The organism is Pseudomonas sp. 10(2024) (assembly GCF_045164175.1).
Taxonomy (GTDB): Bacteria; Pseudomonadota; Gammaproteobacteria; order Pseudomonadales; family Pseudomonadaceae; genus Aquipseudomonas; species Aquipseudomonas alloputida.
Window position 1 is genome coordinate 3,901,947 of record NZ_CP174006.1, and the last position, 16,833, is coordinate 3,918,779.

14 protein-coding genes are annotated in these 16,833 nt (G+C 60.4%); 1 reads left to right on the forward strand and 13 read right to left on the reverse strand.

Going from position 1 to position 16,833, the window contains the following annotated elements:
• Position 1: 1 nt before the first annotated feature.
• The 7 genes from ACI7M0_RS17710 to ACI7M0_RS17740 all read right to left on the reverse strand — a co-directional run bounded on the left by ACI7M0_RS17710 (position 2) and on the right by ACI7M0_RS17740 (position 4,962).
• Positions 2-214 carry a hypothetical protein gene (locus tag ACI7M0_RS17710; protein WP_010953202.1) on the reverse strand — a complete coding sequence of 71 codons (213 nt, stop codon included), beginning with the start codon at positions 212-214 and terminating at the stop codon, positions 2-4.
• Positions 211-681 carry a hypothetical protein gene (locus tag ACI7M0_RS17715; RefSeq protein ID WP_014591718.1) on the reverse strand — a complete coding sequence of 157 codons (471 nt, stop codon included), beginning with the start codon at positions 679-681 and terminating at the stop codon, positions 211-213. The genes ACI7M0_RS17710 and ACI7M0_RS17715 overlap by 4 nt, the downstream gene beginning before the upstream one ends.
• A 345-nt stretch (positions 682-1,026) precedes the next feature.
• Positions 1,027-1,221: a hypothetical protein gene (locus tag ACI7M0_RS17720; protein WP_012271507.1), complete on the reverse strand. Its 195-nt coding sequence runs from the start codon at positions 1,219-1,221 to the stop codon at positions 1,027-1,029.
• Between the two features lie 178 nt (positions 1,222-1,399).
• Positions 1,400-1,804: a TraR/DksA family transcriptional regulator gene (locus ACI7M0_RS17725; protein ID WP_003250099.1), complete on the reverse strand. Its 405-nt coding sequence runs from the start codon at positions 1,802-1,804 to the stop codon at positions 1,400-1,402.
• 198 nt (positions 1,805-2,002) lie between these two features.
• Positions 2,003-2,170 (reverse strand): hypothetical protein, encoded by a 168-nt coding sequence (locus ACI7M0_RS17730; RefSeq protein WP_405314435.1) that lies wholly within the window; start codon positions 2,168-2,170, stop codon positions 2,003-2,005.
• Between the two features lie 155 nt (positions 2,171-2,325).
• The gene (locus ACI7M0_RS17735) at positions 2,326-3,504 is read right to left on the reverse strand and encodes an integrase core domain-containing protein (protein ID WP_012053106.1); all 1,179 of its coding nucleotides are present in this window, start codon (positions 3,502-3,504) and stop codon (positions 2,326-2,328) included.
• A 156-nt stretch (positions 3,505-3,660) separates the two neighbouring features.
• Positions 3,661-4,962, reverse strand: a complete 1,302-nt coding sequence (locus tag ACI7M0_RS17740) for an IS4-like element ISPpu8 family transposase (RefSeq protein ID WP_010952894.1) — start codon at positions 4,960-4,962, stop codon at positions 3,661-3,663.
• Positions 4,963-5,219: 257 nt separating this feature from the next.
• Here ACI7M0_RS17740 and ACI7M0_RS17745 point away from each other — a divergent pair, with 257 nt between their 5' ends.
• Positions 5,220-6,398 (forward strand): integrase core domain-containing protein, encoded by a 1,179-nt coding sequence (locus ACI7M0_RS17745; RefSeq protein ID WP_012053106.1) that lies wholly within the window; start codon positions 5,220-5,222, stop codon positions 6,396-6,398.
• Positions 6,399-6,703: 305 nt separating this feature from the next.
• On the opposite strand, the gene ACI7M0_RS17750 is transcribed toward ACI7M0_RS17745, so the two are convergent.
• The 6 genes from ACI7M0_RS17750 to ACI7M0_RS17775 form a co-directional block, all read right to left on the reverse strand.
• A complete protein-coding gene (locus ACI7M0_RS17750) occupies positions 6,704-7,477 on the reverse strand; it encodes an enoyl-CoA hydratase (RefSeq protein WP_003250095.1) in 774 nt (257 codons plus the stop codon).
• A 13-nt stretch (positions 7,478-7,490) separates the two neighbouring features.
• The gene (locus ACI7M0_RS17755) at positions 7,491-8,618 is read right to left on the reverse strand and encodes an acyl-CoA dehydrogenase (RefSeq protein WP_064492896.1); all 1,128 of its coding nucleotides are present in this window, start codon (positions 8,616-8,618) and stop codon (positions 7,491-7,493) included.
• 8 nt (positions 8,619-8,626) lie between these two features.
• Positions 8,627-9,820, reverse strand: a complete 1,194-nt coding sequence (locus ACI7M0_RS17760) for an acetyl-CoA C-acyltransferase (protein ID WP_010953196.1) — start codon at positions 9,818-9,820, stop codon at positions 8,627-8,629.
• 11 nt (positions 9,821-9,831) lie between these two features.
• Positions 9,832-10,599 (reverse strand): SDR family NAD(P)-dependent oxidoreductase, encoded by a 768-nt coding sequence (locus ACI7M0_RS17765; RefSeq protein ID WP_003250091.1) that lies wholly within the window; start codon positions 10,597-10,599, stop codon positions 9,832-9,834.
• 13 nt (positions 10,600-10,612) lie between these two features.
• Positions 10,613-12,259 (reverse strand): AMP-binding protein, encoded by a 1,647-nt coding sequence (locus ACI7M0_RS17770; protein ID WP_129933883.1) that lies wholly within the window; start codon positions 12,257-12,259, stop codon positions 10,613-10,615.
• A 122-nt stretch (positions 12,260-12,381) separates the two neighbouring features.
• Positions 12,382-16,827: an NEL-type E3 ubiquitin ligase domain-containing protein gene (locus ACI7M0_RS17775; RefSeq protein WP_129933882.1), complete on the reverse strand. Its 4,446-nt coding sequence runs from the start codon at positions 16,825-16,827 to the stop codon at positions 12,382-12,384.
• Between the last annotated feature and the right edge of the window lie 6 nt (positions 16,828-16,833).

The window sequence follows — 16,833 nt, forward strand, 5'->3', positions numbered from 1 at the left end:
CTCAACCTTGGCTGAGACGCTGCAACTCGCGCCGGACCATGGCAGCATACGGTGGCGGGCTGAGGCGATAGAGCTCAGCCGCCACCCAAGTCAACCAGGCGCCTTGCAGCTTCTCACGCCCGGCCAGCAAACGTTCTGCCTCAGCTACGGCATCTGCCTGGTGCTGCCGATGAAACTCGGCCCGCGAGGCTGGTGAGTCGTGACTGTCGGTCATTCACTGGCCTTGAAGGTGGTCAGTTCACCCTTGCGCCATTTGGCGACTTTGCCAGTCACTGCTTTAAGCAACTTGCCCAGGCCTTCCTGCACTTGCTGCTGCGCGGCGAATACCAGCATCACGCCATGACCTTCACGAAATACGATGCCCTCGCCTTCCGGCACAGAAACGAAGGCGTAATCACCCACGCCATACACATTCAACTTGATGTCGCGAAAGCGCATTTCCAGCTTGCCACCTTCGCGGCTGGGCAAAACGGCAGCACGAAAGTGGTCACCGACTTTCAGTTCAAGGCGCTGCTTGTCATCGACCACCAGTGCACTCTCGGTGTCGATTTCGGCCATGTACAGGCCTTCGGGACTCTGTTCGGTGACATAGATGAAGCGGCCCTGAAACAGTTGGGCCAATTTACCGCGCAAGTCGCCCAGGGCGAACAACGCATGTGTATCAAGTGTGCTGACTGCCAATGAAGTAATCCTCAACCGGTTACAACCCGCCCTCACCCAAGCTCGGGGAGGCACGGCCATTTCTTATCGATAGGCAAAAAGAGTAATAAAGCGATATGCGAAATGTCTGTGCTCGCTGACGATGCAGCGCGCAGGAATCTTTACTCTGGTTTGCCAGAATCGCCTTCAACCGAAGGCGTTTGGCTCATTCCCGGCTTGGGAAGCGTGATGCCTGAAATCACTCGCCAGAAAACGCAACCAATGGCGTGAGCCTGCTAGAAGACAAGCCCTGGCATCCATGTGCGCATTACTGTAGGACAAATATGCCCGAAAACACCGAAACCCGTCGAGAGGCAATAAACATTTTCAGGCAGCCAGCCCTTTCTTCAGCTGCTGCTGCCAGGCAGCCTGGCACTCAAGCGCTTCTTCGCGCGTGGCGAAGGCGGTGCCGCGACGCTCGCCATTGACCAGCACTACCCAGCAAATACGCTTGCCCAGCGCCTGCAAGGTGGCCGGCACACCCGACCCTATCATCACAGCCACATCGACTCGGCTATTCATCATCCCCTCCGGAATTTAATTAGCACCCTAACGATAAAGCCATGATACGCCTGACAGCGACGCGGAAACAGCGCATCGCGGTACAGCAGTGTTTCGTAAGGCGCAACAAAAACGGTCTCGTCGAGAAACGCAAAAAGCCCCAGGGATAGCTCCGAGGGGCTTGGCACCACGCGCGGTTTTATACCTGGCGCTGGTGGCGGTCGAGCTGCTCGTGGCGCTCCTGGGCTTCGATGCAGTACTTGGTGGTCGGGCTGATCAGCAAGCGCTTCAGGCCGATGGGCTCACCACTGTCATCGCACCAGCCGAAGCTTTCGTCGGCAATACGGTCCAGGGCCATTTCAAGCTGTGGCAGCAGGCGCTGGTCGCGGTCGATGGCATTTACCAGCCAGCTACGTTCTTCTTCGACCGAAGCCACGTCGGCAGGGTCTGACGGAGTGTCCAGGCCTTCGATGGTGGTGCGGCTGAGTTCGATGCGTTCATGGGTTTCGACTTTCATCGCCTGCAGCAGCTCAGTAAAGAAGGCAAGCTGGTCGGCGTTCATGTAGTCATCGGCCGACATGGCCAGCAACTGTTCCTTGGTCATCGATTTCTCTATGAAAAAATGTGCATTTGGGCGATTCATGTGCCGTCGATGCCTATGCATCGCCAGCGGAATTCTTCAAGCGCCAACCGGCACTCTTTTACAGGGGGCGGCAGTCTAAGGCGCCACGCCGCGTGGAGCAACTGCAAATGGGTGCGAATTTGCTTCCACTGCTCACAATCCGCCGGTCGGCACCCCAGCTCAGCTGAAGGGCCAGTAGTAAACTGTGATTCTGGCAGTGCCCATCCGCCTGCTGTTGCTGTTGCCGTTGCCGTTGATCTTGATCTTGATCTTGATCTTGATCTTGATCTTGATCTTCGCGACTTCAGGAGGCCGAACGCAGGCCTTGCGGAGGCAGGTGACGGGCATGGATGCCCGTCAAGCGCTGAGGCCCCAGGATGGGGCCTTCGGCGCGGTCCTGCCGGGAGCAAGGCCGGAGTGAGGGGACCCCGGAGCGCAGCGCAGGGGCCGGATGATGGGAGCGCAGTGTACGGGTCACCCACATGGGTTACACAAAAGTTCACTCACATAGGTGACAACACCTTAAGTGTTACATAACCATCAGTGGCATCCCGCACATCGACTCTACCAAGGATGATGGGACCGAAAATAACATCCCAAATGCCATCTCCGACTTGCTCCAGCCCAATGGTCTGGTGCTTGAGCACGTAACCTACGTAGATCCTCAGGCCACGGCGGTTAATGATGCCGCAGCTATCCGCCGGTAAACTCTCGACATGGCTGGGGTAGGTCATCTCAGGAAGTTTTTCAGGGAATGGGCGTGGTGAGGGCTGGTAGCAAGACGCCGGTGTTTTCTGTTTCAGTGCTTCATGCAAGCGCTCGTAATTGTAGTGTTGTCGAAAGCGATCAAAATGCCGCTGTTGAGCTTCCCAGGCCACTGCCGGCGGTGATGGCAGCGTGCTTTTGAGTGTCCGATGCATGCGTTCGTGGCGGCCATTTTGCTCAGGCCTTCCAGGTGCAATGCGCTCAGGAATGATGCCTAGACGCAGCCACCAGATGGACAGCTGAGAAAGTCCTGCACGTCCTTTACTGGCAAACGGCACACCGTTATCGGTACGAATACGCTCAGGCAGGCCATTTTCCCGAAACACCTGGGTGAAAACGGCCTGCGTTTCCAGAAGGTTGGTATTAGGCATGCTGTGGCAGGCGAGCAGGAAGCGGCTGGCGTGATCCATGATCGTTAGTGGATAGCACCAGACGCCTGCGCCTGTCAGAAATTGGCCCTTGTAGTCAGCACTGAACAGCTGGTTAGGCGACTCTGCCTTCTCCAGTGGCTTGGGGTAGACCGCTACACGCTGACGTAAACGGCGTGGGTTGACCAACTCGGCCTTCTTGAGGATGTTGTAAATCGCTGTCTTAGAAGGTGGCGCCTGATCAGGGAAGCGCTCCTGCAGCGCAGCCTGGATCTTTTTCGGACCAGGTTCCGTTTCGCCTCGACTGCGCAGTTCGATGATGGCTTCGCGAACTGCAGCGGGGACGACCCAGTTCTGCGTCAACCGGCGGCGGCTGCGTTCTTCCAGCCCCGAAGGCCCCTCTTTCTCATATCGCTCGACCCATTTGTAGCCGGTCTTACGGCTGATCTCGTAGGCCTGGCACAGGGCGCTGAAGCTGGGCGGCCCTTGCAGGTAATCCGCGATGAAAAGCATTTTCAGGTCCATAGGTTTCAGCTCTCGCCAAGGCATGGTCAGATCCTCGAAAACCGACCTTGCCAGTTAAAGACTGTTACCTATGTGCGTGAACTGATTTGTAACCTATGTGGGTGAGTCATACCCGCAGCGTTTTTTGGTTACTTTTTGTCGCGTTTGACAAAAAGTGACTCGCCGTAAGGGCCATCCCTTTCAAGGTCTTTTGGTTTTGGCGGCCTTGATGACCCGATCCGTCGAAACATGAGCATGTACAGCCGTCCCTTGCACCCAGGCCTTCGCTTTGAGCACCTTGGGGCCTCGTGGGCTTTTCGCAACCTGTCTGGGCTGGATGTTTCTGGCCAGCTCCAGCAGGCGCTGAGCCAGGTTTTCCATCGGAACAACGGGCATGTACTCGGATGGCAGGGCAATCTGCATGCCTTCGTAACCCCCTCTGATCTGCACCGCCAAGTGATAGATCGAGGCTTCCCAATTCTCGGGCAAGGCATCGCGGTGAGCCTGTTCAACACTTCGCTTGAGCAAGGCCAGAACGTTGTATGCCAGCACGGCAGTGGTGAATCCAAGCAAGGCGGCTCGCGGACTGCCGAGGGTTTCAATTTCACTTTCCAGAATTGCTTCCAACCGCTGGAACATCCCTTCAATACTCCAGCGGCGCCGATAGAAGTCTGCGATCTGTTGCGCACTGATGCTCTCGGGCAGGTTGCTCCAGAACATCAAGCTGTTATCACCTGAGTCGTTTGGTGAATGAAGCGTTAACTCGACACGTCGCCAACGGTGCCCGCCTTTTACTTCGATGGATTGCTCGCGCACAGTGCCTGTGGCGACGGGCATCGGTGCTTGCCACTCACCTTCCTGGATCAAGCGTGGATGCTTGGCCTGCTGGCGAATGACAAATGATGTCTTCACCTGTTCGCACGCCTCCATTACAGGCAGCGTGCAGTAGAGACGGTCAGCGATCCAAACCTGATTGGTCTTTGCTTCAGCCAGCAACGGCAAAACACAAACTCGTTCGCTTGCGTAGGCGTCCTCGCACGGCTGGAGGTCAATTACCTGATCCAGGTCGGGGTCGTAAACCACCACCGAAAACCCGGGGCGAGCCGCTCCGCGCTCTTGGCGCAGCGCGCCAAGACGCTTTTCGGTAGAGGCCAAGTGGCTGCCATCGACCACCCGAACTTGCCAATCAGGAAGCATGGCTGAGCAGCCCAACTCATGGATTGTCGGCGCCAAGCGCTGCGCGCAGCCTGTCACCAGAGCACGCAACAGGGCAGGTTCGGTTCGACTGATCTTGTCGTACAGAGCTGCCAGGCTGACGGGAAGGTCGTCCAGTTGTCTTGCCGCAGCATGCAGCGATGGCTTCAAGCCCAATGAAACAAGCGACATCAACTTGATAATGGTCGAGAACAGCAGCTCGCGAGAATACTGCCGTTGGCGGTGCTCCTCGAAAACCTGATCGACCCACTCCGGCGCAATGGCCTGCTCCAAGGCAAGTTTGGCCATTACGCTGGCGGGTGCTTTTTTCTCGAATCGCGCTAGTACATCAGCCCACATCGCTCGGGTCTTCCTGACTGGATTTCAGCGAATTCTACCGAAGACCTTGAAAGGGATGGCCCTTACGGCGAGTCACTTTTTGTCAAACGCGACAAAAAGTAACCAAAAAACGCTGCGGGTATGACTCACCCACATAGGTTACAAATCAGTTCACGCACATAGGTAACAGTCTTTAACTGGCAAGGTCGGTTTTCGAGGATCTGACCATGCCTTGGCGAGAGCTGAAACCTATGGACCTGAAAATGCTTTTCATCGCGGATTACCTGCAAGGGCCGCCCAGCTTCAGCGCCCTGTGCCAGGCCTACGAGATCAGCCGTAAGACCGGCTACAAATGGGTCGAGCGATATGAGAAAGAGGGGCCTTCGGGGCTGGAAGAACGCAGCCGCCGCCGGTTGACGCAGAACTGGGTCGTCCCCGCTGCAGTTCGCGAAGCCATCATCGAACTGCGCAGTCGAGGCGAAACGGAACCTGGTCCGAAAAAGATCCAGGCTGCGCTGCAGGAGCGCTTCCCTGATCAGGCGCCACCTTCTAAGACAGCGATTTACAACATCCTCAAGAAGGCCGAGTTGGTCAACCCACGCCGTTTACGTCAGCGTGTAGCGGTCTACCCCAAGCCACTGGAGAAGGCAGAGTCGCCTAACCAGCTGTTCAGTGCTGACTACAAGGGCCAATTTCTGACAGGCGCAGGCGTCTGGTGCTATCCACTAACGATCATGGATCACGCCAGCCGCTTCCTGCTCGCCTGCCACAGCATGCCTAATACCAACCTTCTGGAAACGCAGGCCGTTTTCACCCAGGTGTTTCGGGAAAATGGCCTGCCTGAGCGTATTCGTACCGATAACGGTGTGCCGTTTGCCAGTAAAGGACGTGCAGGACTTTCTCAGCTGTCCATCTGGTGGCTGCGTCTAGGCATCATTCCTGAGCGCATTGCACCTGGAAGGCCTGAGCAAAATGGCCGCCACGAACGCATGCATCGGACACTCAAAAGCACGCTGCCATCACCGCCGGCAGTGGCCTGGGAAGCTCAACAGCGGCATTTTGATCGCTTTCGACAACACTACAATTACGAGCGCTTGCATGAAGCACTGAAACAGAAAACACCGGCGTCTTGCTACCAGCCCTCACCACGCCCATTCCCTGAAAAACTTCCTGAGATGACCTACCCCAGCCATGTCGAGAGTTTACCGGCGGATAGCTGCGGCATCATTAACCGCCGTGGCCTGAGGATCTACGTAGGTTACGTGCTCAAGCACCAGACCATTGGGCTGGAGCAAGTCGGAGATGGCATTTGGGATGTTATTTTCGGTCCCATCATCCTTGGTAGAGTCGATGTGCGGGATGCCACTGATGGTTATGTAACACTTAAGGTGTTGTCACCTATGTGAGTGAACTTTTGTGTAACCCATGTGGGTGACCCGTACACTGCGCTCCCATCATCCGGCCCCTGCGCTACGCTCCGGGGTTCCCTCGCTACGGTCTTGCTCCCGGGAGTACGCGCTGCAGGCCCCATCCATGGGGCCTCAGCGCTTGACGGGCATCCATGCCCGTCACCTCCCTCCGCAAGCCCTACGCTCGGCCTCCTGAAGTCGCAATCTGCGTCGCCTGAACTATCGCGCACTTAGAAGCAAAAGCCACAGCAACGGCAACGGCAACGGCAACGGCAACGGCAACGGCAACGAACCGAGTCTGATCAACGGTCCTTGAACTGTGCCTCGCGCTTGGCGATGAATGCGGCCATGCCTTCTTTCTGGTCTTCGGTGGAGAAAGCCGCATGGAAGACCCGACGCTCAAAGCGAACCCCCTCGCTGAGGGTGACTTCAAATGCCCGGTTGACGCTCTCCTTGACCATCATGCTCACCGGAATCGACTTGCTGGCAATGGTCGCCGCCACCTTCAGCGCCTCTTCCACCAGCTCTGCCTGCGGCACGATCCGCGCCACCAGGCCTGCACGCTCGGCTTCCTCCGCGCCCATCAGGCGGCCGGTCAGGCAAAGCTCCATGGCCTTCGCCTTGCCCACCGCACGCGTCAGGCGCTGGGTACCGCCCATGCCCGGCAGCACGCCCAGGTTGATTTCCGGTTGACCAAATTTGGCATTGTCCGCAGCGAGGATAAAGTCGCACATCATCGCCAGCTCACAGCCGCCGCCCAAGGCAAATCCAGACACAGCAGCAATGATCGGCTTACGGCGATTGGCAATGCGGTCGGCGTCGCTGAACAGGTCGTCGACGTAGATCTGCGGGTATTGCAGCTCGGCCATTTCCTTGATGTCCGCGCCAGCGGCAAAGGCTTTAGCCGAGCCTGTCAGCACCACGCAGCCGATGTTCGGGTCGCGCTCGAGCTGGTCCAGAGCCTGGTTGATCTCGCCGACAATCTGCGCGTTCAGCGCATTGAGCGCCTGCGGCCGGTTGAGGGTGATCAGGCCAACCTTGCCGTGGATGTCCAACAGGATGGTTTCGAATGCCATGCAGTCTGCTCCTTCAAAGATTGCGCGCAATGACCATGCGCTGAATGTCGCTGGTGCCTTCGTAGATCTGGCAAACCCGAACGTCGCGGTAGATCCGCTCCAGCGGGAAGTCACTCAGATAGCCATAACCGCCCAGGGTCTGCAAGGCGTCCGAACAGACCTTTTCGGCCATTTCCGAGGCAAACAGCTTGGCCATCGACGCTTCCACCAGCGCCGGGCGCCCCGCATCACGAAGGGCAGCGGCGTGCAATACCATCTGCCGGGCAACGGAAATTTTCGTTGCCATGTCGGCCAGGCGAAACGCCACGGCCTGGTGCTCGATCAGCGGTTTGCCAAAGCTCTGGCGCTCGTTGGCGTAGTCGCGCGCCACTTCGAACGCCGCGCGGGCCATACCCACCGCTTGCGAGGCGATGCCGATACGGCCGCCTTCAAGGTTGGCCAGGGCGATCTTGTAGCCTTCACCCTCCGCGCCCAGCCGGTTGGCCACTGGCACGCGCACATTGTCGAAAACGATCTGGCAGGTGTCGGAGGCGTGCTGGCCGAGTTTGTCCTCCACCCGCGCTACCTGGTAGCCCGGCGAATCGGTCGGCACGATGAAGGCGCTGATGCCACGCTTGCCGGCCTCCGGGTCGGTGACTGCAAACACGATCACGACGCCGGCGTTCTGCCCCGAGGTAATGAACTGCTTGCTGCCATTGAGCACGTAATGGTCGCCTTCCAGGCGGGCGCGGGTCTTCAGGCTGCTGGCATCGGAGCCAGCCTGCGGCTCGGTCAGGGCGAAAGCACCGAGCATCGCACCTGTCGCCAGCGGGGTGAGGAACTGTTCTTTCTGCTGCTCGTTGCCGAAGCGCAGGATCGGCACGCAACCCACCGAGTTGTGCACGCTCATGATGGTCGAGCAGGCGCCATCGCCCGCAGCGATTTCCTCCAAGGCCATGGCATAGGCCACATAACCGGTGTCGCTACCGCCCCACTGCTCCGGCACCAGCATGCCGAACAGGCCCAGTTCGGCCATCTCGTCGATGGCCTCTTTCGGGAAGCGATGTTCCTTGTCCCATTGCTCGGCAAACGGTCTCAGGCGCTCCTGGGCGAAGGCGCGTACCGCGTCGGCGATCTGTTGTTGCTCGTCATTTACCAGCATGGTTCACCTCAGTACAGGCATTCAACAGCCATGGCCGTGGCCTCGCCACCGCCGATGCAGATGGCCGCCACACCCCGACGCAGATTGTTCTGGCGCAAGGCCGACAACAGGGTGACCAGAATACGTGCGCCAGAAGCGCCGATCGGGTGGCCGAGGGCGCAGGCGCCGCCGTGGATATTGACCTTGTCGTGTGGCAGATCGAGGTGTTTCATGGCCGCCAGGGTGACCACGGCGAAGGCCTCGTTGATCTCGAACAGGTCGACTTCGGCCAGGTTCCAGCCGGTGCGTTTCATCAGTTTGTCGATAGCGCCGATCGGGGCGGTCGGGAACAGCGCCGGGGTGTCGGCAAAGGCGGCGTGGCCGTGGATGACGGCCAATGGCTTGAGGCCACGTTTGTCGGCCTCGGAGCGGCGCATCAGTACCAGCGCCGCAGCGCCGTCGGAAATCGAACTGGCGTTGGCCGCCGTCACGGTGCCGCCTTCACGAAACGCCGGTTTGAGCTGCGCAATCTTGTCCAGACGCGCCTTGGGCGGCTGCTCGTCATCCTTGATGACGCGCTTTTCCTTGCCCTCGGTGACTTCCACCGGCACGATCTCGGCGGCAAAACGGCCGCTGCTGATCGCTTCCTGCGCTCGGGTCAGCGAGGCGATGGCGAACTGGTCCTGGGCCTCGCGGCTGAAGGCATTGGCCTGGGCACAGTCCTCGGCAAAGGTACCCATCAGGCGGCCTTTGTCGTAGGCGTCTTCGAGGCCGTCCATGAACATGTGGTCGATGATCTTGCCGTGGCCCATGCGGTAGCCGCCACGGGCTTTGTCCAGCAGGTACGGCGCGTTGGTCATGCTTTCCATGCCACCCGCCACTACCACGTCTGCGGTGCCGGCCAGCAGCAGGTCATGGGCCATGATCGCGGCTTGCATACCCGAGCCACACATCTTGTTCAGGGTGGTGCAGGTGGTGTGCTTGTCCAGCCCGGCGCCCAGCGCGGCCTGGCGTGCCGGTGCCTGGCCCTGGCCGGCCGGCAGCACGCAGCCAAACAGTACCTGCTCGACACCGGCGGCATCGATGCCGGCACGTTCCACGGCAGCACGAATGGCGGCGCTGCCCAGTTGCGGCGCAGTCAGGCTCTTGAGGTCGCCCTGCAACCCGCCCATGGGCGTGCGTACGGCGCTGACGATAACGATGGGGTCATTGGCGAGGGTCATGTTCGCTCTCCTTACTTGGCAGCCATGCGCAGCGCACCGTCGAGGCGGATGACCTCACCGTTGAGCATGCTGTTCTCGATGATGTGACGGGCCAGCGCGGCGTATTCCTGCGGGCGGCCCAAGCGGGGCGGGAACGGTACGCCGGCAGCCAGTGAAGCACGTACCTCATCGCTCATGCCGGCCATCATAGGGGTTTCAAAGATGCCCGGAGCGATGGTCATCACACGGATGCCGAAGCGTGCCAGTTCGCGCGCGGCCGGCAAGGTCAGGCTGGCAATGGCCCCCTTGGAGGCAGCGTAGGCGGCCTGGCCAATCTGGCCGTCATAGGCGGCAATGGAGGCCGTGTTGATGATGACCCCACGCTCGCCGCTCTCATCGGCAGCCCCTTCGGCCATGGCCGCCGCAGCCAGACGCAACAGGTTGAAGCTGCCGATCAGGTTGACGTTGATGACCTTGGCGAAGCTGGCCAGGCCATGCGGGCCCTGCTTGCCCAGTACCTTCTCGGCACCGACGATGCCGGCACAATTGACCAACCCATGCAAGCTGCCAAAGGCGCTGACAGCTGCATCGACAGCCGACTGGGCCGCCTGCTCGTCACTGATATCAGCCACGGCGAAACGGGCGTTGTCGCCCAGCTCGCGGGCCTTGGCTTCGACAGCCTGGGCATTGAGGTCGACCAGCATGACCTTGGCGCCAGCCTCGACCAGCATCTGTGCAGTCGCAGCACCCAGCCCGGAAGCGGCGCCGCTGACGATGAAATGTTTATTGGCTATGTGCATGAGTACTTTCCTTTCAGACGCTGGCAGGGGTGGCCTGTTGCGCTTGTTGTTTGGCGACTTCCTGGTTGCGCAGGATGAAGCGTTGCAGCTTGCCGCTCGGGGTCTTGGGCAGCTCGCTGACGAATTCGATTTCCCTGGGGTAGGCATGCGCGTAGAGGCGCTGGCGCACGTGCTGGCGCAAGGTTTCTTCCAGCTCGACGCTGCCGGCGTAGCCGCTGGCCAATACCACGAACGCCTTGATCAGCTCGGTGCGCTCCGGGTCGGGCTTGCCGATCACCGCTGCCTCGATCACCGCCGGGTGCTCGATCAACGCGCTTTCCACATCGAACGGCCCCACCCGGTAACCGGAGGTGGTGATCACGTCGTCGCTACGGCCAACGAAGCTGATGCTGCCATCCGGGTTCAGCTCGACAGTGTCGCCGCTGAGGTAGTACTTGCCGACGAAGGCTTTGGTCGGCAGGCCGTGGTAACCGCCGAACCAGCACAGCGGCGACAGCTCACGGTCAACGGCGAGGATGCCTGGCTGGCCGGCTGGCAGTTCGTTGCCCTGCTCGTCCACCACCACGATGCGGTGGCCGGGGATGGCATAGCCGGCAGAACCCAGGTGCACCGGATGCTGCAGGCCATGGTGGTTGCACAGCACCATGCCCAGTTCGGTCTGGCCGTAGTGATCGTGAATGGTCACGCCCAGCTCGTCGGCGAACCAGCGGATCACCTCGGGGTTAAGCGGTTCGCCGGCACTGCTGACCACCCGCAGGCGGCCCTTGATCGGTGCCGAGAAATCTTTGCCCGCCGCAATCAGCAAGCGATACGCGGTCGGCGAGCCGGCCAGGTTGGTGATACCCAGCTTGTCGATCACCCGGGCGCAGCTCTCGACGCTGAACGGGCCATCGTAGAACGTGGTGGCGTGCCCCAGCGACAACGGACCGGTAACGGCGTAATACAAGCCGTAAGCCCAACCCGGGTCGGCCAGGTTCCAGAAGTTGTCCTCGGGCAGCAGCTCGATGGCATCACGCATGTAGCCCTGAAACGCGACGATCGCACGCAACGGCACTTCCAGGGGTTTTGCCGGGCCTGTGGTTCCGGAAGTGAACATCAGCAGGAATGGATCGTTGCCTGAGCGCATCACCGGCTCACATACGTCCGCTGCGCGTTCCAGGCATTGCTGGAAGTCCAGCTCACCACTGCGGGCCCTGACAGTGATGATGGTCGGGCAGGCGTGCACATCGTCCAGCTTGGCGCGGTTGTGGCTATCGGTGACCACCACTCGGGCATGGGATTGCTCAAGCCGGTGCTCGATGGCCTTGGGGCCGAACGCGGTGAACAAGGGCTGGTAAACCGCCCCGAGGCGCCAGGTAGCGAGGATGGTCACCAGCAGTTCAGGGGTACGCGGCATCAAGCCGGCAACCCGGTCTCCGGCGCCTACCCCCTGCGCCTTTAACACATTGGCGAACCGAGCAGCCTGCACCTGAAGCTGATCGAAGCTATAGCGCGCGCTGTTACCATCGCGGTCCTCATGAATCAGTGCCAGCTTGCCGTCACCGGCATGCCGGTCACAGCATTCGACACAGGCATTAAGGGCTTCAAGGTTGCCGTGCAATGCCGTCACAACGGCCTGGTCATGGTCGAACGTACGAGCGGCCTCGGCGTAATCGCGCATCATCGGACTCCTGGTTTCTTGTTTTTGGAGTTGAAGCATCGGTCCGACGATGTTCGCGCCGCTCATGCGCGGCGGCAATGGCCAAAGCTGTCAATCTGGATGACTGGTTTGGCCGCCGCTGATCACCCCTCTGCGCGCTCGGCTGCACGCAGGTAGGACTGGGTGAGCCCTGCGACCAGGCGCTCGATATCGAGGACCTGCTGTTCCTGCAGCCGGCGTAGTTGCTGCTCGAAGGCCGCCGGCGCCAAGACAGGACGTTGAGCCTGCAGCTCAAGCGTGCGCCGAGTGTAATCCGCACTGAGGGCATCGAACATTTGGTCATGTTGCTGGCGCAGGTAACGGCGCCAGAACGCGCGCTGGCTCAGGCTATCGGTCAGGCCCTCGATGGTCTGCGCGCGCGTAACCCGCAGGAACGCATCCTCTACCTGGGCCTGTGTCAGCGCGACAGCATCGGGATAGCGCATGGCATATGGCTGGTTGGGCAGCCGCAACCGGCTACGAAGTTGCACCCTGTAAGCCAGCCCCAATGCCAACTGGTCAATATGTTCACTGGCAGCCAGACGCTGCCGGCCATCCTGGTAGGCAATCCCTTCCAGTTGCTCCAGCCGGAACAGTTGCCTGCCCAGTTCAAGCAACTCGCCCCTGCGTTCAGGGTTGACTGCGGCGGCTTCGGCCTGCGCCTGCCTCACCAATACCTGCAATGCACTGAAATGGCTGGCAACGGCGTCCGAACATGACAGCGGCAGGCCGGCCCGCTCAAAAATCCGCCGGCACAGCACCGGGTCGCCGTCCAGCGTAGCCAGCAGTGTCCATACCCCGTCAACCAGCGCATCCCGCCCTTCACCCGCTTGGCTGTAGTCCGCAGTCATCTCCAGGCGAGCCAACAACCTGAACAACCCGCTGCTACCCGGTTGCTCCAGCAACCGCAGCCACACGGCCTCACGCTCGGCCTGAACCGTCACATCCGTATGGCCTACCCAACGCATACGGGCCCTGGCCAGGTCAACTGACCCCAACTGCTCAGGTGAGTGCCGGTGTTCTTCGATCACATCGAGGGCATACAACCTTCGTTGCTGCATGACCGACAAGGGGTTGTCCTCCATCAGAATGGCCTGTCGAAATGCATAAGGCATCAGCTGGATCTCGGTGGGCACTTCGCGGAGTTGGTTGTTGCGCAAGTCAGCACGTTCAAGTAGACCACAGAGCTCCAGGCGACGCGGCCAGCTGCCCAGCCGACAATGACGCAGGTTCAGGCTTGTCAGCCGAGAAAGTTGGTGGAAACTCATGTCCAGCGCTTCCAGCCGGTTATGACTGAGATCAAGATGCACAAGGTTGGACAAACCATGCAGAACGCTGATCGCCTGGGCGTCGAGGCGTATCTCGTTATGCGCCAACCGAAGCGATTGAAGAGTCGGCAAATGGGCAATGCCTGTTGGTAGACGCATCAACGCGTTGTTGTTGAGGTTCAGGTGCGTCAAGGCAGTGAACGGGCGAAGGAAGTCGGCCGGAATGTCAGTAATCAGGGTGTCGTTCACGCTCAGCAGGGTAATGCGATGGAAATCGATGTGCGGCGGTAGTGCCGGCAGTGTGCGCAAACTCAAACCGCTCATCGACAAGCGCTGCCCCTGTGTTTGCCCCTCGCCGGCCGAAACAGGCTCGCCCTGCAGTCGCCAGGCTCGCAGGATGCTGTCGGCCGTCAACCTGCGGGCGGCGCGTCGACCCTCCTGCAACTCGGCACCCACCCAGCGATTCAGGTACAGCACCAGCTGGTCATGTGCTTCCTGCAGTTCTACCAGGCGCTCGAAGACTGGCTGCGGGCCTTGTTGCACGCGCGCCAGCTCCACATCGAGCGCGGCCTCGTCCAGGCCAGGATAAAGCGATCGTAGCTGATCGCGAATGATCGCTCGCTCATCCCTGGGAGCAGCGCCAGGGCGGCCACTGAGCGGGTATCCCACGCGCCCATCGTCCATGCGACGCCCTGGATTGAGCCAGGCCTGCTCCTCTGGCCAGCCGAGCATGCGCGCGATATCCCAATGGGTAGCGGGTAACCGCGCCAGAAGCTTCTCACGCAGTTGGCTCGCCGCCGCACTGCCCACCAGTTGCATCGCTGCCCGCTGCTCTGATGTCAGTGCGGCAAAAAGCGCCTCGAAGATACATCCCGGCTCGTCAGCGATAAGCACGTGTGGCACACCTGACCCGTTGTAGATCAGAAACCTGCCTTCATGCCGGACCACTATCCTTCTTGCCTCGGTTCGCCCGCCGCTACCGAGGCGCCTGATAGACCGCCCATCCAGCCCGCGATCGCGCAAGTCGAGGTCAAGTTGCTCAAGTTCGAAGCTATCCAGCAACGCAAGGGCCAACTCGCCGGTGACATCACTGTACGCCGTGCTCAGATACAATCCCGCCAGCCCCCGGCTCAGGCGAGCCAGACGCAAGAGCGAACGGGCGTTCTTCGCGCACGGCAATGGCAGCCGCCGCTCGACCCGCGCCATTTGGTGCTCAAGCTCATGCGCCTGGCCGGTTACTTCATTTATGTAGGCCGAAGGCAAACCCGGGAAGTCCCGTTTTACCAACATGCTCAGCGGGTCTGCTGCCAGTGACTGTTCTGTCAGGTGAGCAAACAATTGCGGCCGCAACCCGGCCTCATGCACCTGCATCTGCTCCAGTCCGGCGCCCACGCCTGGCCTTGCTTCACACCAGGCCAGCAGCTCACTGTCCGATGGCATCAACGCCTTCAGCCGAACACGCTGGAAAAACCTTTGAATGCGTGCATGCGCCTGGAAGGCGCGCAAGGTTTGGCCAAGGCTCACCGGCGCCGGGCGATTCTCCACGAGAACGCCGCGCAACAAGTCTGCATCGATACCTGCCACCCGCATTATCTGCTCGGCCTGATGCGCGTCGACTGGGGAAAGCTGTGGCCATAATGCATCCAGCATGCGGGCAGGCGCCTGCCAGCTTAAGGGTTGTTCACGCATCAGCTGCCAGCCACGCTCACCGTTGTGCAACACGACCGGCCCGTAGCCACCCTCACTCGCTGCATGGCGCAGGCGATAGGGGCCATCGGCGACGGGCTGATGCACTTCCAGGTAACGTCCATCGATACGGACCCAGCGGCGGCCCGCCTCGCCACCGCGCTCCTCCTCGAGCAGATCGACAGGGCCCGGCAATGATCGATAATTCCTGGCGTTGAACTGCCACAGCCGACCGCGCCCATTCCCAAGGCTTACCGGCTCCAGGCCCGCGACAAACGCACTGCGCACAAAACTGACACCCGCCACCGTCGCCGCGGTAGCCGCCAAGGTTTCGGCGACCCCCAGCAGATGCTGCAGCGCTTCGTGTTGGTGCCCCTTCGACCAATCCCTCATCCCTTCGAACACTTCAGCGCACGTCTGGGCAACCACCTGCCCCAGCAGCACGCCCCCCACAGCCGGGATGAAAAGGCCGGCGAGGTTTACCAGGTCCAGACCTGCCGCCTTCCACTCAGCGTGTCTGGCGCTAATCGCCCGGCTATCAGCGTCAGCGGTCGGTACCAGCAACAACCGGGCATCTTCCTTGACCCGTTGCACTTGCCGAGTCGCCAGTTGCGTGAAAACCCCTCCTTCAGGTGTTTCACCCTCAAGCTCCAGGTCCGGCAGCTTGTCTTTCAGGCGCTTGCCGAGGGTACTGACAAAAGCTGCACGGTGCTCAAGGCTGATGAGCTGCGTGAAGAACTGCCAGTAACCCGGATCTTGCAACAACATCGCCACGGTACTGTTCATGGAGGCGGCATTGTCGAAGAACCGCAATGCCTGCCGGGGATCACCAGGCAGGTAAAGTACGATGCCCCGTTCATTTCCCGCCTTGTCATGCAGGTGGATCAGCAAGCCATCGACCACAGGTTTCCCTATTGCCCTCAACAGCATGGGTTTGCCTTCGAGCCCTTGTTGTCGCCCCTCCTGAGCGGGGTCCACCACCTCACGCAAGGCAAGCTGCACATCGACGCTTATGTTTCCCTGCAATGCCGCAAGCTCGGTCGCCAGCTTCAACCCCGAACGTTTGTCTTCAGCCAGCACCGCCTGGGTAGCTGGCGGGAAGATCCTTTGCAACGCGTCCTGATAACGCTGACCAACGTCCAGATTGCGACAGGCCGTAATCAATGCTTCCAGCGATGCATTCAATGGTTTATCGCTGCCTGGCAAAACCAGCCCCGTGCCCTCGTAGTAGCGGGTATTCGCAGCAAAGTTGCGCATCAGCCGCAGTAACCCGTTCTCACGCGTCTGGCTGTACCCGTATGTCTGTTGCAAGGTACCTGGCAGTGTGCCGAAGCGTGGCGCCACCCGCAGCCACTCGAGCTGGGTAAATACCTGCCCGTCCGGCAACGGTGCATCCAGCAACGCCGCCAGGTGCTTCTCGGCAAACTGCTGGAGCGGCAGTAACTCAAGCATCAGGCCACTCAAGCGTGCCTGGCTGGCCTGGTGCGCGTTCAGGCTGGTGCGCAGGGTGTTGATCTGGCCCCTTGACGCGCGTTTGAGCCACTCAGGTAATCGGGCACCGATGAATCGGTCATGGTCAGTCGCATTGATAATCATGGTGGG